At 71.9% G+C, this 19227-nt stretch carries 19 protein-coding genes and 1 tRNA gene; 17 read left to right on the forward strand and 3 right to left on the reverse strand.

Annotation, left to right across the window (positions count from 1 at the left end):
- Window positions 1-25 precede the first annotated feature (25 nt).
- The 5 genes from AC2TEW_RS13395 to AC2TEW_RS13415 all read left to right on the forward strand — a co-directional run bounded on the left by AC2TEW_RS13395 (window position 26) and on the right by AC2TEW_RS13415 (window position 5550).
- Window positions 26-1816: an acyl-CoA dehydrogenase family protein gene (locus AC2TEW_RS13395; protein ID WP_484623586.1), complete on the forward strand. Its 1791-nt coding sequence runs from the start codon at window positions 26-28 to the stop codon at window positions 1814-1816.
- Between the two features lie 59 nt (window positions 1817-1875).
- Window positions 1876-2109 carry a hypothetical protein gene (locus tag AC2TEW_RS13400; RefSeq protein ID WP_484623587.1) on the forward strand — a complete coding sequence of 78 codons (234 nt, stop codon included), beginning with the start codon at window positions 1876-1878 and terminating at the stop codon, window positions 2107-2109.
- 10 nt (window positions 2110-2119) lie between these two features.
- Window positions 2120-3415: an NAD(P)/FAD-dependent oxidoreductase gene (locus AC2TEW_RS13405; RefSeq protein ID WP_484623588.1), complete on the forward strand. Its 1296-nt coding sequence runs from the start codon at window positions 2120-2122 to the stop codon at window positions 3413-3415.
- A gap of 184 nt (window positions 3416-3599) precedes the next feature.
- Entirely contained in the window at window positions 3600-4037 is a 438-nt protein-coding gene (locus tag AC2TEW_RS13410) for a DUF3291 domain-containing protein (protein ID WP_484623589.1), read from the forward strand.
- Between the two features lie 40 nt (window positions 4038-4077).
- The gene (locus tag AC2TEW_RS13415) at window positions 4078-5550 is read left to right on the forward strand and encodes an MFS transporter (protein ID WP_484623590.1); all 1473 of its coding nucleotides are present in this window, start codon (window positions 4078-4080) and stop codon (window positions 5548-5550) included.
- Window positions 5551-5642: 92 nt separating this feature from the next.
- Here AC2TEW_RS13415 and AC2TEW_RS13420 read toward each other — a convergent pair whose 3' ends face one another.
- On the reverse strand, window positions 5643-6281 hold the full coding sequence (locus tag AC2TEW_RS13420; protein ID WP_484623591.1) for a MerR family transcriptional regulator: 639 nt from the start codon (window positions 6279-6281) through the stop codon (window positions 5643-5645).
- A 115-nt stretch (window positions 6282-6396) separates the two neighbouring features.
- Here AC2TEW_RS13420 and AC2TEW_RS13425 point away from each other — a divergent pair, with 115 nt between their 5' ends.
- Window positions 6397-7437 carry a UDP-N-acetylmuramate dehydrogenase gene (locus AC2TEW_RS13425; RefSeq protein ID WP_484623592.1) on the forward strand — a complete coding sequence of 347 codons (1041 nt, stop codon included), beginning with the start codon at window positions 6397-6399 and terminating at the stop codon, window positions 7435-7437.
- Between the two features lie 11 nt (window positions 7438-7448).
- Here the strand turns inward: AC2TEW_RS13425 and AC2TEW_RS13430 are convergent, their stop codons facing one another.
- A complete protein-coding gene (locus AC2TEW_RS13430) occupies window positions 7449-8468 on the reverse strand; it encodes an adenosine deaminase (RefSeq protein WP_484623593.1) in 1020 nt (339 codons plus the stop codon).
- A 94-nt stretch (window positions 8469-8562) separates the two neighbouring features.
- Window positions 8563-9798, reverse strand: coding sequence for a pyridoxal phosphate-dependent aminotransferase (locus tag AC2TEW_RS13435; RefSeq protein ID WP_484623594.1), 1236 nt, complete (start codon window positions 9796-9798; stop codon window positions 8563-8565).
- A 244-nt stretch (window positions 9799-10042) separates the two neighbouring features.
- On the opposite strand from AC2TEW_RS13435, the gene AC2TEW_RS13440 reads away from it, so the two are divergent.
- From AC2TEW_RS13440 to rplL, 11 genes are all read left to right on the forward strand, one after another.
- Window positions 10043-10115 (forward strand) — tRNA-Trp (locus tag AC2TEW_RS13440).
- Window positions 10116-10263: 148 nt separating this feature from the next.
- Window positions 10264-10632, forward strand: a complete 369-nt coding sequence (gene secE / locus AC2TEW_RS13445) for a preprotein translocase subunit SecE (RefSeq protein WP_484623595.1) — start codon at window positions 10264-10266, stop codon at window positions 10630-10632.
- 211 nt (window positions 10633-10843) lie between these two features.
- Window positions 10844-11749 (forward strand): transcription termination/antitermination protein NusG, encoded by a 906-nt coding sequence (gene nusG / locus AC2TEW_RS13450; RefSeq protein ID WP_484623596.1) that lies wholly within the window; start codon window positions 10844-10846, stop codon window positions 11747-11749.
- Window positions 11750-11912: 163 nt separating this feature from the next.
- The gene (rplK, locus tag AC2TEW_RS13455) at window positions 11913-12347 is read left to right on the forward strand and encodes a 50S ribosomal protein L11 (RefSeq protein WP_033822218.1); all 435 of its coding nucleotides are present in this window, start codon (window positions 11913-11915) and stop codon (window positions 12345-12347) included.
- Between the two features lie 77 nt (window positions 12348-12424).
- Complete coding sequence (gene rplA, locus AC2TEW_RS13460; RefSeq protein WP_033822217.1) at window positions 12425-13147, forward strand: 50S ribosomal protein L1; 723 nt, start codon at window positions 12425-12427, stop codon at window positions 13145-13147.
- Window positions 13148-13296: 149 nt separating this feature from the next.
- Window positions 13297-14154 carry an SCO4651 family lipoprotein gene (locus AC2TEW_RS13465; RefSeq protein WP_484623597.1) on the forward strand — a complete coding sequence of 286 codons (858 nt, stop codon included), beginning with the start codon at window positions 13297-13299 and terminating at the stop codon, window positions 14152-14154.
- An 82-nt stretch (window positions 14155-14236) separates the two neighbouring features.
- Window positions 14237-15160: an SCO4651 family lipoprotein gene (locus AC2TEW_RS13470; protein ID WP_484623598.1), complete on the forward strand. Its 924-nt coding sequence runs from the start codon at window positions 14237-14239 to the stop codon at window positions 15158-15160.
- Between the two features lie 88 nt (window positions 15161-15248).
- Window positions 15249-16166: an SCO4651 family lipoprotein gene (locus AC2TEW_RS13475; RefSeq protein ID WP_484623599.1), complete on the forward strand. Its 918-nt coding sequence runs from the start codon at window positions 15249-15251 to the stop codon at window positions 16164-16166.
- A gap of 91 nt (window positions 16167-16257) precedes the next feature.
- Window positions 16258-17079 (forward strand): SCO4651 family lipoprotein, encoded by an 822-nt coding sequence (locus AC2TEW_RS13480; RefSeq protein ID WP_484623600.1) that lies wholly within the window; start codon window positions 16258-16260, stop codon window positions 17077-17079.
- A 390-nt stretch (window positions 17080-17469) separates the two neighbouring features.
- Complete coding sequence (gene rplJ / locus AC2TEW_RS13485; RefSeq protein ID WP_033822213.1) at window positions 17470-18033, forward strand: 50S ribosomal protein L10; 564 nt, start codon at window positions 17470-17472, stop codon at window positions 18031-18033.
- Between the two features lie 90 nt (window positions 18034-18123).
- Entirely contained in the window at window positions 18124-18507 is a 384-nt protein-coding gene (rplL, locus tag AC2TEW_RS13490) for a 50S ribosomal protein L7/L12 (RefSeq protein ID WP_484623601.1), read from the forward strand.
- Window positions 18508-19227 lie beyond the last annotated feature (720 nt).

Here is a 19227-nt window from a genome sequence, read left to right on the forward strand (position 1 = left end):
GCAGCCATCCCGAACCGGAGGCCCGGTGAACAGCACCGATCTGCCCGCCCTCGCCGCCGAACTGGAGGAGTACCTGGGCGACCCGCACGACGCCGACGCCCGGATGCCGTTCGCGGCCGTCCTCGACCACGACGAACGCGAGGAGTACCCGTACGGCTTCGTCAACCTGCTCCAGCGCTGGGGCGTGCACGAGTACAACATCCCCGAGGCCCAGGGCGGCCGGGCCGGCGACGTGGAGACCGGCTTCAACCTGCTCCGCCTGATCGCCCGCCGCGACCCCACCACCGCCACCGCGCTGATCATCACCAGCCTGGCCTTCCTGCCCGCCTGGATCGCCGGCACCGACGAGCAGAAGCAGTACCTCAGCGACGCCATGAAGCAGGGCAGCCGGTACGCCTGGGGCCTGTCCGAGCGCAGCCACGGCAGCGACGTGCTCAGCAACGAGCTCAAGGCCGAGAAGGTCCCCGGCGGCTACCTGCTCACCGGCGAGAAGTGGCTGATCGGCAACGCCCGGGTGGCCGACGGCCTCAGCGTCTTCGCCCGCACCAAGGACACCGGCGGCCCGGCCGGCTACTCCATCTTCCTGCTGGAGAAGCGCCGCACCCCGGCCGGCGCGGTCGAGGAGCTCCCCAACGAGCGCCTGCACGGCCTGCGCGCCCTGGACATGAGCGGCATCCGGCTGGACCGGGTCTTCGTCCCCGACTCCGCCCGGCTCGGCGCCGAGGGCGCCGGCCTGGAGATCGCCCTGCAGACCTCCCAGGTGGCCCGCACCCTGATCGGCTCGATCGCGCTCTCGGCGGTCGACACCGCACTGCGGATCACCCTGGACTTCACCGAGCGCCGGGTCATCTTCGGCCGCACGGTCAGCGAGATCCCGTACTCCCGGCGGCAGCTGGCCGAGTGCTTCGCCGACCTGATGACCGCCGACGCGGTCAGCCTGGGGGCGGTGCGCAGCCTCCAGCTGGTGCCCGAGCAGGCCAGCGTCTGGTCCTCGGCGGTGAAGTACTTCGTGCCGACCGTGCTGGAGAGCACCATGTCCCAGCTCAACATCGTGCTGGGCGCCCGCTTCTACCTGCGCGCCGAACCGCACTACGGCATCCACCAGAAGATGCTCCGCGACATGCTGGTGGCCAACTTCGCCGACGGCAACACCGTGGTCAACCTCAAGAACCTCGCGCTCCAGCTCGACGGCCTGCTCGCCACGGCCGCCGACCCCTCGCCCGAGGCCCGCGCCGCCGCCGAGGAACGGGTCGCCACGCTCTACGGGATGGACCGCGAACTGCCGCTCTACCGGCCCTGGGACCAGCAGCTGTTCAGCCGCGGCCGGGACGACGCGCTGCTCGCCGCCCCGGCCGCCCTCGCCCAACTGCGGGTGCTGGCCGCGGCCGCCAAGGGCGACGAACGCGACCGGCTGACCCGCGCCGCCGACGTGGCGGGCGAACTGCTCGACCACACCGCCGTGCTGCGCGACGGCTGCGCCGCACTGCGGGCCGAACTCGGCCGCGAGTACGGCCAGTCGGCCGAACTCTTCGACCTGGCAAAGCAGTACTGCCTGCTGCACGCCGTCGCGGCCTGCCTGCACACCTACGTGCACTCGGCCGGCGCGATGGCCGACCCGCTGCCCAGCCCGGCCCTGCTGCTGCTCCAACTGGAGCGGCTGCGCAAGCAGTTGCGCCCGCACGAGGCGGTCACCGACAGCCGGGTGGTGGACGAGGTGATGGCCGTGCTGCAGCAGCTGTACCGGGAGAACCGGCTGTTCTCGCACTGGCAGTTCCGCCTCGCCGAGCGCGGTGACCTCAGCCTCGCCGAGACCTGAGCCCGCCGGGCCGCGTACCGACACCAGCACCGAACTCCGGACCAGCCAGGAGTCGAGCCATGCCGAGACCCACCGCCGCGCCGTCCGCCACCCGCCGCCTGCCCTGCCCGAACTGCCGCACCGAGGTCCCCGCGCACCACCTCGACCGGGACCTGAAGGTCTGCCCCGCCTGCCGGCAGGAGCTGCGCCGGGGCACCTGCGCCTGGCTCCAGCAGCTGGCCGGCCTCGCCGTCCTCGGACCGGTCCTGGAGACCGGCTCCCGCCCCGACCTCCCCATCGCCCCAGCCAGCTAAGGACTCTGCCATGTCAGCACCGATCAAGCCCCGGGTCGCGGTCATCGGCGCCGGTGTCTCCGGCCTCTCCGCCGCCTACCGCCTGCGCGAGCACGCCGAGCTCACCGTCTTCGAGCAGGACGACCGGCCCGGCGGCCACGCCAACACCGTCGAGGTGGAGGACGACGGTCGGATCCTGGGCATCGACACCGCGTTCGTGATCTTCAACCGGCCCAGCTACCCCAACCTCAGCCGCTTCTTCGACGAACTCGACGTGCCGTTCCGCCAGCACCGAGGCGGCTTCAACTTCTTCGACCTGGACTCCGGGCTGCAGTTCGGGACCGAGGAGATGGCCCTGCCCGAGGAGGAGGTGGCCGGCCGCTACCCGCAGGAGTTCCTCACCATCCGGCGCGAGGCCCGCCGCTTCCACGAGGAGGGCCGCAAGGACTTCCTGCGCAAGCGCACCGACCTGCCGCTCGGCGAGTACCTCGACCGCGGCGGCTACAGCCAGGAGTTCCGGCACGGCTACGTGATCCTGCTGTGCACCGCGGTCTGGTCGGTGCCGGCCGAGCTGATCTGGGAGATGCCCGCCACCACCGTGATCGCCTTCTTCATGGCGCACGACGAGGGCGGCCTCGGCGGCGCCAAGGTGGACTGGCGGACGGTGGGCGGCGGCTCGATCACCTACGTCCGCAAGGCGCTGGCCGCGATCGACCCCAAGCTGCGGCTGACCGAGAAGGTCACCGAGGTCCGGGAGCTGCCCGACGGGGTCGCGGTCACCACCGCGGCCGGCACCGAGCGCTTCGACCACGCCGTGCTCGCCGTCCACGGCGACCAGGCCAGGGCGCTGCTGGCGGACCCGACCGAGCTGCAGCGGCGGACCCTGGCGAAGATCCGCTACAACGCCTCCAACGTGGTGCTGCACACCGACGCCTCGGTGATGCCCGAGGACCGCTCCCGCTGGGAGAACTGGAACTACGGCAAGGTCGAGGTCGACGGCGAGGTCCGCCCGTACGTCGTCTACTACATGAACCGGCTGCACGGCTTCGAGTCCGAGCGGGACTACTTCGTCACCCTGGACTACCCGCGTTCGCTGCGCCAGGAGCTGGTGATCAAGGAGCTGCCGTACGAGCACCCGGTCATCGACATGGACCTGCGCACCCTGCAGAAGACCATCTACCAGGTCAACGAGGGCACCCGGGTGAAGCTGGCCGGCTCGTACTTCCACTCCAAGCAGCTGCACCACGACCAGATCGGCTCGCACGAGGCCGCGTTCTCCTCCGGCCTGGAGGCGGCCGAGCAGCTGCTCCGGGAGCTCGGCGCCTGAGCCCGGGACGGGCGGGGGGCGGGGTCGGCCGGAGCGGGCCGGCCCCGCCCGTTTTGTCACTGGCGATCAGGTCTCACCGCTCCCTATAATGGATAGCGCTAGGTTCCACTATCGGCTCGGGCGCCACCGGCTCGGGCGGTACCGGCTCCGCCGCGCGCCGAGCCGACGAGAGAGGAAGGCCGCCATGCCCACGCTCCCCTGGACCACCCCCAACCCGGCCCGGCCGCAGACCCGGGCGCTGGTCATGGCCTCCCGGCTGGAGGTCCGCTCGTTCAAGGACGTGCCGCGGTTCTTCCTCAAGTCCCTCGCCGCCTGGAAGCAGGTGCGCACCGCCCCCGGCGCGCTCGGCGCCTCGCTGATCGCCCAGCCGCTCAAGCGGACCTTCTGGACCCTCTCGGCCTGGGAGACCCGCCAGGACCTCTACACCTACGCCAAGACCGAACCGCACTACTCCGTGATGACCTCGCTGCGGCCGACCATGAAGGACTCCACCTTCACCTTCTGGGAGGTCCCGGTCGAGCAGCTCCCGATCACCTGGGCCGACGCCAAGCAGCACCTCGCCGACCAGGCGCTGGCCGACGCCGCGGACACCGCCGCGGGCGCCGCGGACACCGGCGCCTGACCCCGCACCGCTTCCGAAGCACCCCCGAAGGAGAGAAGTCATGGCTTCGTCCGATCCGACCGCGGCCGGCTCCCCGAGCCCCGCCGCGCAGGGGCCCAGGGTCCCGCTCTGGCTGTCTATCGTCGCGTGCAGCGTGCCGATGTTCATGGTGGCGCTGGACAACCTGGTGGTCTCCACCGCCCTGCGCACCCTGGCCGTCGACCTCAAGGCCGACACCAAGGACCTGCAGTGGTTCGTCAACGCCTACGTGCTGAGCTTCTCCTGCCTGCTGCTGATCGGCGCCGCGCTCGGTGACCGGTTCGGCCGCCGGAAGGTCTTCACCATCGGCATCGCGATCTTCACCCTGTCCTCGATCGCCTGCGGCCTGGCGGACACCAGCGGCGAGCTGATCACCGCCCGCACGGTCCAGGGCTTCGGCGCGGCCGCCGTCATGCCGCTCTCGCTGACCCTGCTCTCGCAGGCCGTCCCGGAGAAGATGCGCAGCCTCGCGCTCGGCCTGTGGGGCGCGGTCAGCGGTCTCGCCATCGCGCTCGGCCCGGTGGTGGGCGGCGCCGTGGTGGACGGCCTGGCCTGGGAGTGGATCTTCTGGATCAACGTGCCGGTCGGCATCGTGGCCATCCCGCTGATCTTCAAGGTGCTGAAGGAGAGCAAGGGCGAACGGGCCGGCCTCGACCTGATCGGCATGCTGCTGGCCGCCGCCGGCCTGCTCGCCGTGGTCTGGGGCATCGTCAACGGCAGCACCGACGGCTGGACCTCGACGAAGATCGTCTCCGCCTTCGTGGCCGGCGCCGTGCTGCTGGCCGCGTTCGTCCTGTGGGAGCGCCGCCAGACCCACCCGCTGCTGCCGCTCTCCTTCTACCGGATCCGCGCCTTCACCCTCACCAACATCGTCTCCGCGACGATGTACTTCGGCGTCTTCGGGTCGATCTTCTTCCTCTCCCAGTACCTCCAGATCGCCCCGTACCGCACCCCGCTGCACGCCGGGGTGCTCACCCTGGCCTGGACCCTGATGCCGATGTTCATCGCCCCGGTGGCCGGCGCCCTCACCGACAAGGTCGGCGGCGGACGGCTGATGGCGCTCGGCCTCTTCCTCCAGGCCGCCGGCCTGGCCTGGATCAACCTGGCGGCCACCGCCGACACCCCGTACTCCCACCTGGTCGGCGCCATGCTGGTGGCCGGCGCGGGCATGGGCTTCGCCATCGCGCCGACCGCCGCCGTGGTGCTCGGCGCGGTCGGCCCGGAGCACCGCGGCAAGGCCTCGGGCGCCAACACCACCGTCCGGGAGATCGGCGGCGCCTTCGGCATCGCGGTGCTGAGCAGCGTCTTCCTGGCGCACGGCAGCGAGGCCAGCGCCGCCGACTTCGTGCAGGGCCTGCACCCGGCGGTCTGGGTCGGCGTCGCGGTGGTGCTGTTCGGCGGGGTCTGCGCGCTGTTCATCCCGCGCCCGCCGCGCCCGGCCGAGCTGCCCGCCGAGCCGTCCCCGGCCGACGAGCCGGCCCCCGCCGGCGTCTGACGGCGCCCGCCGGCCCGCAGGGCGGGGGCGAACCACGGGGGCGGACGACCAGCCGGTCGTCCGCCCCCGTCCTTGCCGGTACCGTCCGCGGCTCAGCCGGGTACGGCCGTGTGGAACGCCCGGTGCGAGGCGTCCGCCTGGGCCAGCCTGCGCATCGCACCGATCAGCGCGTCGCCGAGCACGGTGCCCAGCACCGCGCCCTCGACCTTGCTGTCCACGCCCTCCCGGTGCCCGATGGCGGCCAGTTCGGCGGCGGCCAGCCGCTCGGCCACGCTCGCGTAGTCGTCCAGGATGGCGAGCAGGTCCTGCTGTCCGAGGTCGCGGAAGGTCAGCACCAGCTGGGCCAGTGCCTGCCGGGCCGGGTTGCTCTCCTTGACCACCCAGCCGCGCCGCCGCACCAGCTCGGCCACCTCGTGCTCGGCGGCCGCCCAGGCGGCCCGGTCGACGGCCGTCACCTGCGGGGTGACCGCCGCCTGGGCGATCCCGAGGACGTCGTGCAGGCTGCTGCCGGGGGAGTCGATCGCGCTGAGCACCTCCCGGGTGGCGGCCACCGAGAGCTTGCCGACGTCGACCATCGCCCGCACCAGCTTCAGCCGGTGGATGTGCTCCTCGCCGTACCTGGCCTGGTTCGGGCCGATCCGTTCGCCGCCCGGGATGAGGCCCTCCCGCACGTAGTACTTGATGGTGGGCACCGGCACGCCGGCCCGCTTGCTCAGCTCCCCGATGCGCATCGCATCCCCGTCCCGAAAGCCGACAGGCCCGGATCGGCCATATGGATAGTGTATCTCTCCAAGTTCCTTCCGGGGCTGTGCCGACCACGCTCCGCGCCCGTATACCGTGGTGGGCGTGCAGGTACTCGAAAACGCGCCGCTCGCCCCGCTGACCACCCTCCGGCTCGGCGGCCCCGCCCGCCGCCTGGTCACCGCCAGGACCGACGACGAGGTCGTCGAGGCCGTCCGCGCGGCCGACGCCGCGGGCGAGCCGCTGCTGGTCCTCGGCGGCGGCTCCAACCTGGTCATCGGCGACGCCGGCTTCGACGGCACCGTGCTGCGGATCGCCACCACCGGCTTCGACCTCCGGGGCACCCGGCTGGAGCTGGCCGCCGGCGAGGTCTGGGCCGACGCGGTCACCCGCTCGGTCGACCGGGGCCTGGCCGGCATCGAGTTCCTGGCCGGCATCCCCGGCTCGGCCGGCGCCACCCCGGTGCAGAACGTCGGCGCCTACGGCCAGGAGGTCGCCGGGGTCATCACCGAGGTCCTCGCCTACGACCGGACCGCCGGCGAGCGCGTCACCCTGACCAACGAAGAGTGCGGCTTCTCCTACCGGCACAGCCGCTTCAAGGCCGACCCCGACCGCTACGTGGTGCTCCGGGTCGCCTTCGCCCTGGAGGACGCCGCCGGGCAGTCCTCCCCGGTCAAGTACGCCGAGGTGGCCCGCACCCTCGGGGTGGAGGCCGAGCAGCGGGTGGACCTGCGGCTCGCCCACGACACCGTGCTGAAGCTGCGGGCCGGCAAGGGCATGGTGCTGGACGAGGCCGACCACGACACCTGGTCGGCGGGCTCCTTCTTCACCAACCCGGTCCTCGACCCCGAGCAGTACGCGGCCTTCACCGCCCGGCTCGGCGACCGCACCGCCCCCGCCTACCCGGCGCCCGACGGCCGGACCAAGACCTCGGCGGCCTGGCTGATCGACCACGCCGGCTTCCGCAAGGGCCACGGCACCGGCCCGGCCACCCTCTCCACCAAGCACACCCTGGCGCTCACCAACCGCGGCGGCGCCACCACCGAGGACCTGCTCGCGCTCGCCCGCGAGGTCCGCGACGGCGTCCACGCCGCCTTCGGCGTGGAGCTCGTCAACGAGCCGGTGATGGTCGGCGTCCGCCTGTAGGACGGGCTGCGTCAGCCGGCCAGCCAGGCGTCGATGTCGGCCAGCAGCTCCTTGCGGACCGCCTCCGGCGCCTGCGAGCCGCGCACCGACTGCCGGGCCAGCTCGGCCAGTTCGGCGTCCGAGAAGCCGTGCACCTCGCGCACCAGCCGGTACTGGTCGGCCAGCCGGGAGCCGAACAGCAGCGGGTCGTCCGCGCCCAGCGCCATCGGCACCCCGGCGTCGAACAGGGTGCGCATCGGCACCAGCGCGGCCTGCTCGTAGACGCCCAGCGAGACGTTGGAGGACGGGCAGACCTCGCAGGTGATCTGCCGGTCCGCCAGCCGCTGCATCAGCCGCGGGTCCTCGGCGGCCCGCACGCCGTGCCCGATCCGGCCGGCCCCCAGGTCGTCCAGGCAGTCGCGGACCGACTCCGGCCCGGCCAGCTCGCCGCCGTGCGGCGCGGCCAGCAGCCCGCCGTCCCGGGCGATCTTGAACGCCCGGTCGAAGTCCCGCGCCATCCCGCGCCGCTCGTCGTTGGACAGCCCGAACCCGACCACCCCCCGGTCGGCGTACCGGACCGCCAGCCGGGCCAGCGTGCGGGCGTCCATCGGCGACTTCATCCGGTTGGCCGCCACCAGCACCCGGATCCCGACCCCGGTGGAGTCGGAGGCCTGCTCGACCGCGTCCAGGATCAGCTCCAGCGCCGGGGTCAGCCCGCCGAGCCGCGGCGCGTACGAGGTCGGGTCGACCTGGATCTCCAGCCAGCGGGAGCCGTCCCGCCGCTCGTCCTCGGCGGTCTCCAGGACCAGCCGCCGGATGTCCGACTCGTCCCGCAGCACCGAGCGCGCCGTGTCGTACAGCCGCTGGAAGCGGAACCAGCCGCGCTCGTCGGTGGCCCGCAGCTGCGGCGGCTCGCCGGAGCTGAGCGCCTCGGGCAGCCGCACCCCGTGCCGGTCGGCCAGCTCCAACAGCGTGGCGGGGCGCATCGAACCGGTGAAGTGCAGGTGCAGGTGGGCCTTGGGCAGGCTTCGGACATCACGCAGGCGATCCATTCACCGATCCTGCCGCATCACCACCCCGAACGGGAACCGCCCCCCGTACATCCCCCGAAGGGGTGACGAGGGGCGGCGGTGTCCGGGGCCGGGATCAGTCCCGGGCCTCGCCCAGCAGCTTCTGCAGCCGGCTGACGCCCTCGACCAGGTCGGCGTCGCCGAGCGCGTACGACAGGCGCAGGTAGCCGGGGGTGCCGAAGGCCTCACCGGGGACGACCGCGACCTCGGCCTCGTCCAGGATCAGCGCGGCCAGCTCGGCGGAGGTCGCCGGGCGCCTGCCGCGGATCTCCTTGCCCAGCAGGCCCTTGACCGACGGGTAGGCGTAGAACGCGCCCTCGGGCTCGGGGCAGAGCACCCCGTCGATCTCGTTGAGCATCTTCACGATGGTCCGGCGGCGCCGGTCGAAGGCGGTCCGCATCTCGTCGACCGCGGCCAGGTCGCCGGCCACCGCGGCCAGCGCGGCCTGCTGGGCCACGTTGGAGACGTTGGAGGTGGCGTGCGACTGCAGGTTGGCGGCGGCGCCCACCACGTCCTTCGGGCCGATCAGCCACCCCACCCGCCAGCCGGTCATGGCGTACGTCTTGGCGACGCCGTTGACCACCAGGCACTTGTCGGCCAGCTCGGGCAGCAGGGCCGGCAGCGAGGTGAACTCCGCGCCGCCGTAGACCAGGTGCTCGTAGATCTCGTCGGTGAGCACCCACAGGCCGTGCTCCAGCACCCAGCGGCCGATCGCCTCCGCCTCGGCGGCGGTGTAGACGGCGCCGGTCGGGTTGGACGGCGAGACGAACAGCACCACCTTGGTGTTCTCGGTGCGGGCGGCCTCCAGCTGCTCGACCGAGACCTTGTAGCCGGTGGTCTCGTCGGCCACCACCTCGACCGGCACACCGCCGGCCAGCTTCACGGCCTCCGGGTAGGTGGTCCAGTACGGCGCCGGGATGATCACCTCGTCGCCCGGGTCGAGGATCGCGGCGAAGGCCTCGTAGATGGCCTGCTTGCCGCCGTTGGTCACCAGCACCTGGGAGGCGTCCACCCGGTAGCCGGAGTCGCGCAGGGTCTTGGCGACGATCGCGGCCTTGAGCTCGGGCAGCCCGCCGGCCGGCGTGTAGCGGTGGTTCTTCGGGTCGTGGCAGGCGGCTGCGGCGGCCTCGACGATGTAGCCGGGGGTCGGGAAGTCCGGCTCGCCGGCGCCGAAGCCGATCACGGGACGGCCGGCCGCCTTGAGGGCCTTGGCCTTGGCGTCCACGGCGAGGGTGGCGGACTCGGCGATGGCGCCGACCCGGGCGGAGACCCGGCGGTCGGCAGGACGGTTGGCGGGGGTGGGAGCGCTCATGCCTGCATCGTCCCAGAGACGGCGGCCCGCGGGCACGACGGTTTCAGTATGCGTACGGTGCCGTCCACGATGTGTCCCCGCCGGAGCGGGAGTGGTGCCCAGGTGAATGAGGTTCGACCAAACGCTCAAGAACACGTACACTCACTGCTCGATGGCTCCCGAAGTGCGGATCCGCCAAGGCGTACACCACGCAGCGGCTCGGATGCGGTAGGTTTGGGCGCAGTCCGGTGCCGCGAGGTACCGAAGGGCACTAGCTCAATTGGTAGAGCACCGGTCTCCAAAACCGGCGGTTGGGGGTTCGAGTCCCTCGTGCCCTGCAGCTTGATCCGTACCGAGCCCGTTCGCTCCACAGAGCGAGCGGGCTTGATGCGGAGAGGGCCCCACCAAGCACTGCTTTCGCCGGATCGCCTGCGTGGCTACACACGCGGGACGCGCTCGGCAGGACCCGGATTCAGGTGAGGACGAGTGACGGAGACCACGGGCTCCACCGCAACGCCTGAGAGCGGCAACCCCGAGGGGGCCGACGGCGCGGCGGACGAAACCACGCCTGCCGACGACAAGTCGCTCTCCCGGCGCGAGCGCAGGCGTGCCAACAAGGCCGCCGGCGGCGACGGCGCGAAGCGCCCCGGCAAGCGGGCCAAGAAGGGCCTGTTCGCCCGGATCGCCGTCTTCTACCGCCAGATCATCGCCGAGCTCCGCAAGGTCGTCTGGCCGACCCGCAGCGAGCTGGTGCAGTACACCACCGTCGTGGTCACCTTCGTCATCGTGATGATGATGCTGGTCTACGGCGTGGACTACGGCTTCTCCAAGCTCAGCTTGTGGATCTTCGGCTGACCGGCTCGGCAGCCAGCGACACCCGACCCGGGTCGGCCCCCTCCACACGGAAGGGGGCCGCCCGGGTCGAGCTGTCTGCACCGACCGGACGAGCCCGCTACCGTTGACTCGGTACTGTTGAGGTATCCGAGACTTTCCCGCCCGTACGCCCCAGGGCGGCCGGGCGGCCCGGAGCCGTTCCATCTCCACAACCAGGAAAGAAGCAGCGACCGTGTCTGAGTCCCCCCTGTACGACGCCGACGAGACCGTCCGCGAGGCGGATGTCGCGGCCGAGGCTGCTGACGCCGAGGCTGCCGAGGACATCCTGGACGCCGCCGACGCCGACGAGGACCAGGTCGAGTCTGCCGACGAGGCCGAGGCGGGTGTCCCGGCCGAGCTCGACGCGCTGCACGAGGTGGCCGAGGACGAGGCCGCCGCCGAGGAGGCCGCGGACGAGACCGCCGCCGAGGAGACCGGCACCGAGGAGACCTCCGCCGAGGCCGACGAGGCCGAGCAGGAGCCGGCCGGCGAGAGCGACCCGGTCGCCGAGTTCCGCGAGACGCTGCGCCGCGCGCCGGGCGAGTGGTACGTCATCCACACCTACGCCGGCTACGAGAACCGCGTGAAGCAGAACCTGGAGCAGCGCTCGGTCTCGCTCAACGTCGAGGACCGCATCTTCGAGTCGGCCGTGCCGCAGGAAGAGGTCGTCCAGATCAAGAACGGCGACCGCAAGACCATCCGGCAGAACAAGCTCCCCGGCTACGTGCTGGTCCGCATGCAGCTGGACGCCGAGTCCTGGAACGTGGTCCGCAACACCCCCGGCGTCACCGGCTTCGTCGGCAACGCCTACGACCCGTACCCGCTGACCCTGGACGAGGTCGTCAAGATGCTCGCCCCGGACGTCGAGCGCCAGGCGGCCAAGGACGCCGGCAAGGCCTCCCCGGTCCGCCCGGTCGAGGTCCAGGTGCTCGACTTCGAGGTCGGCGACTCGGTCACCGTCACCGACGGTCCGTTCGCCACCCTGCAGGCGACCATCAACGAGATCAACCCGGACTCGAAGAAGGTCAAGGGCCTGGTCGAGATCTTCGGCCGGGAGACCCCGGTCGAGCTGTCGTTCGACCAGATCCAGAAGAACTAGCACGGTCTCCGGGTTCGGGGGCGGGGCTTCGGCCCCGCCCCCGAACCCGTTTTGGTCCAGCGGCGCATCCGCGTTAGCCTGGTCCGATGTGTGTCCGCCCGGTGGGCTGTCGCGCCCGTCACGGACACACCAGCAATCACCTCTCGGAAGGACCCGGAGAGAAATGCCTCCCAAGAAGAAGAAGATCACGGGGCTCATCAAGCTCCAGATCAACGCCGGTGCCGCCAACCCGGCCCCGCCGGTCGGCCCCGCGCTGGGTCAGCACGGCGTCAACATCATGGAGTTCTGCAAGGCCTACAACGCCGCGACCGAGTCGCAGCGCGGCATGATCGTGCCGGTGGAGATCACGGTCTACGAGGACCGTTCCTTCACCTTCATCACGAAGACCCCGCCGGCCGCCCGCCTGATCCTGAAGGCCGCTGGTGTGGACAAGGGCTCGGCCGAGCCGCACAAGACCAAGGTCGCCAAGCTCACCAGCGCCCAGGTCCGCGAGATCGCCACGGTCAAGCTCCCCGACCTGAACGCCAACGACCTGGACGCCGCGGCGAAGATCATCGCCGGCACCGCCCGGTCGATGGGCATCACCGTCGAGGGCTGATCAGCCCCGTAGTCCACCGTGGTAGGGCCCGCGCGGCCCGCATGACCACGACTCCTCATTCACCTTCAGGAGAAGCAGTGAAGCGCAGCAAGGCTCTCAAGGCCGCGGACGCCAAGGTCGACCGCAGCCGGATCTACGCTCCCCTCGAGGCCATCCGCCTCGCGAAGGAGACCTCCACCACCAAGTTCGACGGCACCGTCGAGGTCGCCATGCGTCTGGGCGTCGACCCGCGCAAGGCCGACCAGATGGTCCGCAGCACCGTGATCCTCCCGCACGGCACCGGTAAGACCGCCCGGGTCCTGGTCTTCGCGACCGGTGACCGTGCCGAGGCCGCGCGTGCTGCGGGCGCCGACATCGTGGGCTCCGACGAGCTCATCGACGAGGTCGCCAAGGGCCGTCTGGACTTCGACGCCGTCGTCGCCACCCCGGACCTGATGGGCAAGGTCGGCCGCCTCGGCCGCGTGCTCGGTCCCCGTGGCCTGATGCCGAACCCCAAGACCGGCACCGTCACCCCCGATGTCACCAAGGCTGTCAACGACATCAAGGGCGGCAAGATCGAGTTCCGCGTCGACAAGCACTCGAACCTGCACTTCATCATCGGCAAGGTCTCCTTCACCGATGAGCAGCTGGTCGAGAACTACGGCGCCGCGCTCGAGGAGGTCCTCCGGGCCAAGCCGGCCGCCGCCAAGGGCCGCTACATCAAGAAGACCGCCGTCTCCACCACGATCGGCCCCGGCATCCAGGTGGACCCGAACCGCACCCGCAACCTCCTGGTCGAGGAGGACCCGGCCGCCGTCTGAGCCACCGGCTCCGACCGGCCGCGTCCTGGGCGCGACTGAAGTCAGGTCCGACGGGCCCGCACCCCCTGCACGAGGGGGTGCGGGCCCGTCGGCGTACCCGGGCGGTTAGGCTCTGCGCACCCACCACCTCTCTCCCCGCGGAGTACGCCGTGCGTATCGATCGGATCGCCGTCCTGGCCGCCGCCGTCCTGGTGCTCGGCGGTGCGGCCGGCTGCAGCAGCGTCGGGGGCGGCGCCGCCGCGGGCGACGGGCCGGCCGACCCCGGGTCCGCGAGCAGCGCCCGCCCGAGCACGCCGAAGGCCGTGGTCGAGGCCGCCGCGGACGCGCTGGACAAGGCGGGCAGCGCCCGGCTGCGGGTGGAGGAGGACAACCACCAGTACGGCCACAGCACCGTCGAGGGCGCCGTCTCCTGGACCTCCGGCGACGCCGACCTGACCGTCACCGAGGGCCGCGGCAAGGGCCGGCTCCGGCTGGTCGACGGCGTCCACTACGCCTCGTACGACTGGCTGGCCCCCGACCTCAAGGGCAAGCACTGGGCGCGGGCCGAGCGCGAGACGGCCGAGGAGCTGGACTCCGGTGCCACCCCGGGCCGCATCCCGGCGAGCTTCACCGGGATCTGGCTGACCGGCATCACCGCGGGTCCGGCGGCGCCGCTGCGGCTGATGGCCGAGGCGGGACAGATCACCGAGGTCGGCCAGGAGCAGCTGGACGGCGCGACGGTCACCCACTACCGGGGCACCGCCTCGGTCGCCGCGTACCACGCCGCCGACCAGGGCCTGTCCGAGCAGGAGCGGGCCGCGACGCTGGCCTACTACCAGCGCCAGGGGATGAGCGTGGTCGACCACGACTACTGGCTGGACCAGGCCGGGCGGCTGCTCAAGTCGCAGGAGACCACCCGGGGTTCGGGGGGCACCGACACGGTGGTCGAGCTGGTCGCCGAGCCGGGCACCGAGGTGGCGGCGCAGGCCCCGGACGCCGTCGACACCTTGGTACTGAACGGGGGCTGACCCGTTGCCGGGCCGTCGGTGCCATCGACTAGAGTCCGGCACGGAGTATGAGAATGGTCTGAGTGGGGGAATCTTGCGTACCTTGCGAATCGCGTCCGCGGTGGTCGTCTCGACCGCCCTCATCGGCGCCCTGTCGGCCTGCGGGAGCAGTGCGAAGCCGGGTGGCGCGGCGGCCGGTGCGGCGGCTTCGGCCTCCGCCGGTACGGCCTCGGGCGCTGCCCCGGGCGGTGCCTCCGCCGCCGCGGACGGTGCCGCGGCCGGGGCCTCGGCGCCCGCGGGCGGCAAGGAGCAGGCGCCCAAGGAGGCGCTGACCGCCGCCGCCGCCGTGATGGCGAAGGCCGGCACCGCCAAGCTGGTCCTGACCGGGGACAAGCCCGAGGACGTGACCTCCGGGGTGCTGTCCTGGAAGTCCCCGCAGGCGCTGCAGATCTCCACCACCGAGGACGGCGAGGAGGTCAAGATGCTCTTCGTCGGTGACGTGATGTACCTCGGGCTGAACGCCGAGATGGGCCAGCTGTTCGCCGGCAAGAAGTGGATGAAGGTCGACCCCGGCGCCGCCCCGGGCTCCGCGCCCGGCGCGGCCGACGCGGGCGCCTTCAGCGGCATGCTGGCCACCCTCGACCCGGCCGTCGAGCTGGCCGCGAACGCGCAGGCCGGCAAGGTGAGCAAGGTCGGCGCGGAGAAGGTCGACGGGGTCGACACCGTGCACTACCGCAGCACGATCGCCGCCAAGGACCTGGTCGCCGCGATGAGCGGGGCGAGCGAGGCGAGCAAGGCGAGCCTGCTCAAGGAGCTCACCGGCGAGCCGACCTTCGACTTCTGGATCAACGGGAAGAACGAACTGGTCCAGCTGGGCGGCAACCAGCTCAACCCGGGCAAGGGCGCCGCGTCCGCCACCGGCACCGTCAAGTACACCGAGCTCGGTACGGCCGTCGCGCCGGCCGCCCCCGCGGCGGCCGAGGTGGCCGACATGGCCGAGCTGCTGAAGAGCCTCGGCACCAGCTGAGGCACCGCCGGGCCCGGTGGACGACCGGGCCCGGTGCCACCGGGCGCGGAGACTCCGCGCCCGGGCCGTCACCAGGGGGAGACACCAGATGTTCAGGACCGGACGTACGTTCCTCGCCGCCACCGCCGTCGTGCTCGCGCTGACCGCGACCGGCTGCAACAGCAAGAGCTCCGGCGGCGACGCCGCCCCGGCCGCCCCGAGCGCCGCGGGCAGCAGCGCGGCGCCGTCCTCGCCGGCCGCCGAGGTGGCGCCCGCCGCGCTGCTGAAGCTGGTCGGGGAGAAGACCAGCGCGGCCAAGTCCGCCAAGGTCGAGGCCGTCACCGAGCTGCCCACCGGGAAGACCAGCATGAAGGGCGCCATCTCCTGGGACCACGGCCTCCAGGGCGAGCTGACCGGCAACGCCGGCGGCGCGATGGCCGAGACCCTGGCCAAGGCCGGCGGCGACGGCACCTTCACCGCCCGCTACCTCACCGACGCCATGTACATCAACATGGGTGAGGCGATGGCCGGCCAGCTCGGCGGCGCGCACTGGATCAAGTACGGCTACGCGGACCTGGCCAAGCTGATGGGCCCGGCCGGCGACAGCCTCAAGCAGCAGCTGCAGAGCGCCGACCCGGTCTCCTCGGTGCGGGCCCTGATCGCCTCCGGCAAGGTCGCCAAGGCCGGCTCCGAGAGCGTGAACGGCACCCAGGCCACCAAGTACGCGGGCGACCTCTCCACGGCCGACCTCGCGCAGGCCACCACCCAGGGGCTGACCAAGGAGCAGGCGGACGGCCTCCAGCAGCAGTTCACCGCCGCCGGGATCACCACCGAGCACATCGAGATCTGGGTCACCGGTGACAACCTGCTGGTGAAGAAGGTCGAGCAGCTCCAGACCAAGGCCGGCGCGGTCACCTCGACGGCGACGTACACCGACTACGGCACCTCGGTGGCGGCCGCCGCCCCGAGCGCGACCGACACGGTGGACTTCGCCAAGCTGCTGCAGGGCGCGCAGACCGCCAGCTGACCGGGCGGCCGCCGGGGCGGAGCCGCCCCGGCGGCCCGAACCGGGGCATGGCATGGTGGGGGAGCGAGTTACCGAAGCAGGGAGAGTCAGCATGCCGGTCCGGCGCAAGGCCGCCACCGCGGTCCTGGCCCTCCTGCTGGCGGGCGCGGCCGCGTGCGGCGGGAACGCCACCGCCGGCCCGGGTCCGGCGACCGGCACCTCGGCGCCGAGCTCGGCACTCGCCACCCCCACCGACCGCTCGCCGCACGGCGTGCTGCTCTCCGCCCAGCTGGCCATGCGGGACGCCCGCCGGGCGCGGTTCAAGCTGCCGCAGGAGGGCGCCGGCGGAATGATCTTCTGGGCGCCCAAGACCGGGCTGCGGTTCGACCGGCCGGGCACGTCCGAGCAGCTGATCGTCCTGGACACCGCCGCCTACCTGGGCGGCGACCCGGACACCGCGGCGCGGCAGGGCGGCCGGCACTGGCAGAAGTTCAGCGGCCGTCCGGGGGGCAAGGACGTCCCGTACTCCGCACTGGTCGACCAGCTCAACCCGATGGTGGCGCTCACCGCGGCCTGCGCCGCCGAGGATCCCGAGCTGGTCGGCCAGGAGCAGCTCCAGGAGACCTCGGTCGCCCACTACCGGCTGACCCTCGGGGTCGACGCCTACGTGGCGGCTCAGACCCAGCTGGGCCCGGAGCGCCGGGAGGCCCTGCGCCAGAGCCTCGGCGCCGACCCCGGCCGGGTGCTCACCCTCGACCTGTGGCTCAACGACAGCGACCAGCTGGTCCAGCTCAGCCGGACCGGCCAGGCCGGGGCGCGGGCCGCCACCGTGGTGTACAGCGAGATCGCCGGGCCGCTGTCGCTGCAGGCCCCGGCCGAGGCCGACACCCTGGACCGGGGCGAGGCGACCCCGCCGCCGGTGCCGGGCGGCTAGGTCCGGTCCGGCGGCCAGGCCGCCACGTCCTGCGAGTCGCAGGCCCGCGGGACGGATTTGCCCCGTTCGGCAGGCGTCGAGTACCGTGGGGATCGCCAAAGACCGCTGGTTGTCGCCGTGCGCCTTCACAGGTGCCGGGTGACCGAAGGATCTGCGCACAGCGCAGACGGCCCGCGCAGGAGTGTTTGGAGCTTTGACTTCCGGTCCTCACGGTTTTCCGTGTGGCTGTCGAGGTCGTCATGGGCCCCGTGCGACTGCGCACTGGGGCTCGATTTGTTTTTGCGGAGCATTCCGCAGGGCCTCTTCCTTCCGGCCGGTGTGTCCGAGGTGATCGATGGTCGACTCCCAAGGTCGGCCCGACTTCGACATCACGGAAGGAGGCGTAAGCCTATGGCAAGGCCCGACAAGGCTACCGACGTTGCCGAGATCACGGACAGGTTCCGTGCCTCGAACGCGGCCGTGCTGACCGAGTACCGCGGTCTGACGGTGAAGCAGATGAAGAATCTGCGTCGCTCGCTGGGGGACAACGCCCAGTACGCCGTGGTGAAGAACACGCTGACCAAGATCGCGGCGAACGAGGCCGGGATCTCTGCGCTGGACGACCTGTTCGCCGGTCCGACGGCTGTCGCCTTCGTCACCGGTGACCCGGTGGAGTCGGCGAAGGCTCTGCGTGACTTCGCCAAGGAGAACCCCGCTCTCATCATCAAGGGCGGTGTCCTTGACGGTAAGGCGCTGACCGCCGATGAGATCAAGAAGCTCGCGGACCTCGAGTCCCGCGAGGTTCTGCTCGCCAAGCTGGCGGGTGCCATGAAGGCCAAGCCCTCGCAGGCTGCCGCGGTCTTCCAGGCCCTGCCGTCGAAGCTCGTCCGCACCGTGGACGCGCTTCGCGACAAGGTCGAGCAGGGCGGTGCCGGTACGCCGGCTCCCGCCGCCGAGGACGCTGCCGCCGAGTAATTCGGCGGGCACCAGCCCTCGCTGCGGGCCCGTACGCCCGCCAACCCGTACATCCGGCACCACCTGCCGATTTAGTGGAAGGACGCCATCATGGCGAAGCTGTCCCAGGACGACCTGCTCGCGCAGTTCGAGGAGATGACCCTCATCGAGCTCTCCGAGTTCGTGAAGGCGTTCGAGGAGAAGTTCGACGTCACCGCCGCCGCCCCGGTCGCCGTCGCCGGCGTTGCCGGTCCGGCCGCCCCGGCCGAGGCCGTCGAGGAGCAGGACGAGTTCGACGTCATCCTCGAGTCCGCCGGTGACAAGAAGATCCAGGTCATCAAGGAGGTGCGCGCCCTGACCTCCCTCGGCCTGAAGGAGGCCAAGGACCTCGTTGACGGCACCCCCGCCACCGTCCTGGAGAAGGTTGCCAAGGACGCTGCCGAGAAGGCCAAGGCCGCTCTCGAGGGCGCCGGCGCCAAGGTCACCGTCAAGTGACTTCCTGCCCCCTCTGAGGGGGCGCGGAGGCCGGGCCGATCACCCCTGTGGGTGGTCGGCCCGGCCTTTTTCCGTCCCTGGGTGCGTACCCGTCGCACCGGGTCCCCCGAACGGCTTCGCCGGTGTGGCCCACTGCGCGCTCGGCCGCTGTCGGTGCGGGCCGGTATGGTGATCGCTGTCGTGGCCACCCGCCCCGGCCTCGGGCGATGTGTAACGCGCGGGGGCCCGGAAGCGATGGTCCGTGCGAGGTCCGCACTGTGGTGGGGGCCTTGACGAACGGCACCCGGCGCGCGATTCTCGAGGCGCGCGCCGCTGCGTGGCAGGCGGTTCACCGTCGGCCGGAGAGCCCCGGATGGTTATACAAGGGCCCGGCTGGGAACTGACTACATGTGAGGTGCGACGGCCCGGGAGTCCCGGGTCGTCCGGTTGTACGAGGGCAGGGCAACCCCTGCGGCGGTGCCTCTTGACAGGGGCGGCCGGCGCTCGGGTCGCGACCGGAGGGAGCGTCCGATTCGGTCTCCGAATCAGGGCTTGTCAGCAGTGTGCCTTTTGGCTACACTGTCCCTTTGCGCTGCCTGTTAGCTGCTCCGTGACTCGTCGCCCGGAGTCGGCGTTGCCCTGAAGGGGCCTGGCACCGCCTCCGTACAGCGGCTCTGACCTGGGGATTCACCCCCGGCGGGACCGGCGGCCGGAGGTGGATCCTGGCTCGTCTAAGGTCCG

Source organism: Kitasatospora sp. NEAU-CNBT7 (genome assembly GCF_057220535.1).

What these genes read in the sequence shown, in the direction of transcription:
- AC2TEW_RS13430 (WP_484623593.1), bottom strand. Translation starts at nt 8,468, where the DNA reads ATGGATCGCCTGCGTGATGTCCGAAGCCTGCCCAAGGCCCACCTGCAC.
- AC2TEW_RS13480 (WP_484623600.1), top strand. Translation starts at nt 16,258, where the DNA reads ATGCCGGTCCGGCGCAAGGCCGCCACCGCGGTCCTGGCCCTCCTGCTG.
- rplJ (WP_033822213.1), top strand. Translation starts at nt 17,470, where the DNA reads ATGGCAAGGCCCGACAAGGCTACCGACGTTGCCGAGATCACGGACAGG.
- AC2TEW_RS13435 (WP_484623594.1), bottom strand. Translation starts at nt 9,798, where the DNA reads ATGAGCGCTCCCACCCCCGCCAACCGTCCTGCCGACCGCCGGGTCTCC.
- AC2TEW_RS13420 (WP_484623591.1), bottom strand. Translation starts at nt 6,281, where the DNA reads ATGCGCATCGGGGAGCTGAGCAAGCGGGCCGGCGTGCCGGTGCCCACC.
- rplK (WP_033822218.1), top strand. Translation starts at nt 11,913, where the DNA reads ATGCCTCCCAAGAAGAAGAAGATCACGGGGCTCATCAAGCTCCAGATC.
- AC2TEW_RS13415 (WP_484623590.1), top strand. Translation starts at nt 4,078, where the DNA reads ATGGCTTCGTCCGATCCGACCGCGGCCGGCTCCCCGAGCCCCGCCGCG.
- AC2TEW_RS13405 (WP_484623588.1), top strand. Translation starts at nt 2,120, where the DNA reads ATGTCAGCACCGATCAAGCCCCGGGTCGCGGTCATCGGCGCCGGTGTC.
- rplL (WP_484623601.1), top strand. Translation starts at nt 18,124, where the DNA reads ATGGCGAAGCTGTCCCAGGACGACCTGCTCGCGCAGTTCGAGGAGATG.
- AC2TEW_RS13400 (WP_484623587.1), top strand. Translation starts at nt 1,876, where the DNA reads ATGCCGAGACCCACCGCCGCGCCGTCCGCCACCCGCCGCCTGCCCTGC.
- AC2TEW_RS13475 (WP_484623599.1), top strand. Translation starts at nt 15,249, where the DNA reads ATGTTCAGGACCGGACGTACGTTCCTCGCCGCCACCGCCGTCGTGCTC.
- AC2TEW_RS13410 (WP_484623589.1), top strand. Translation starts at nt 3,600, where the DNA reads ATGCCCACGCTCCCCTGGACCACCCCCAACCCGGCCCGGCCGCAGACC.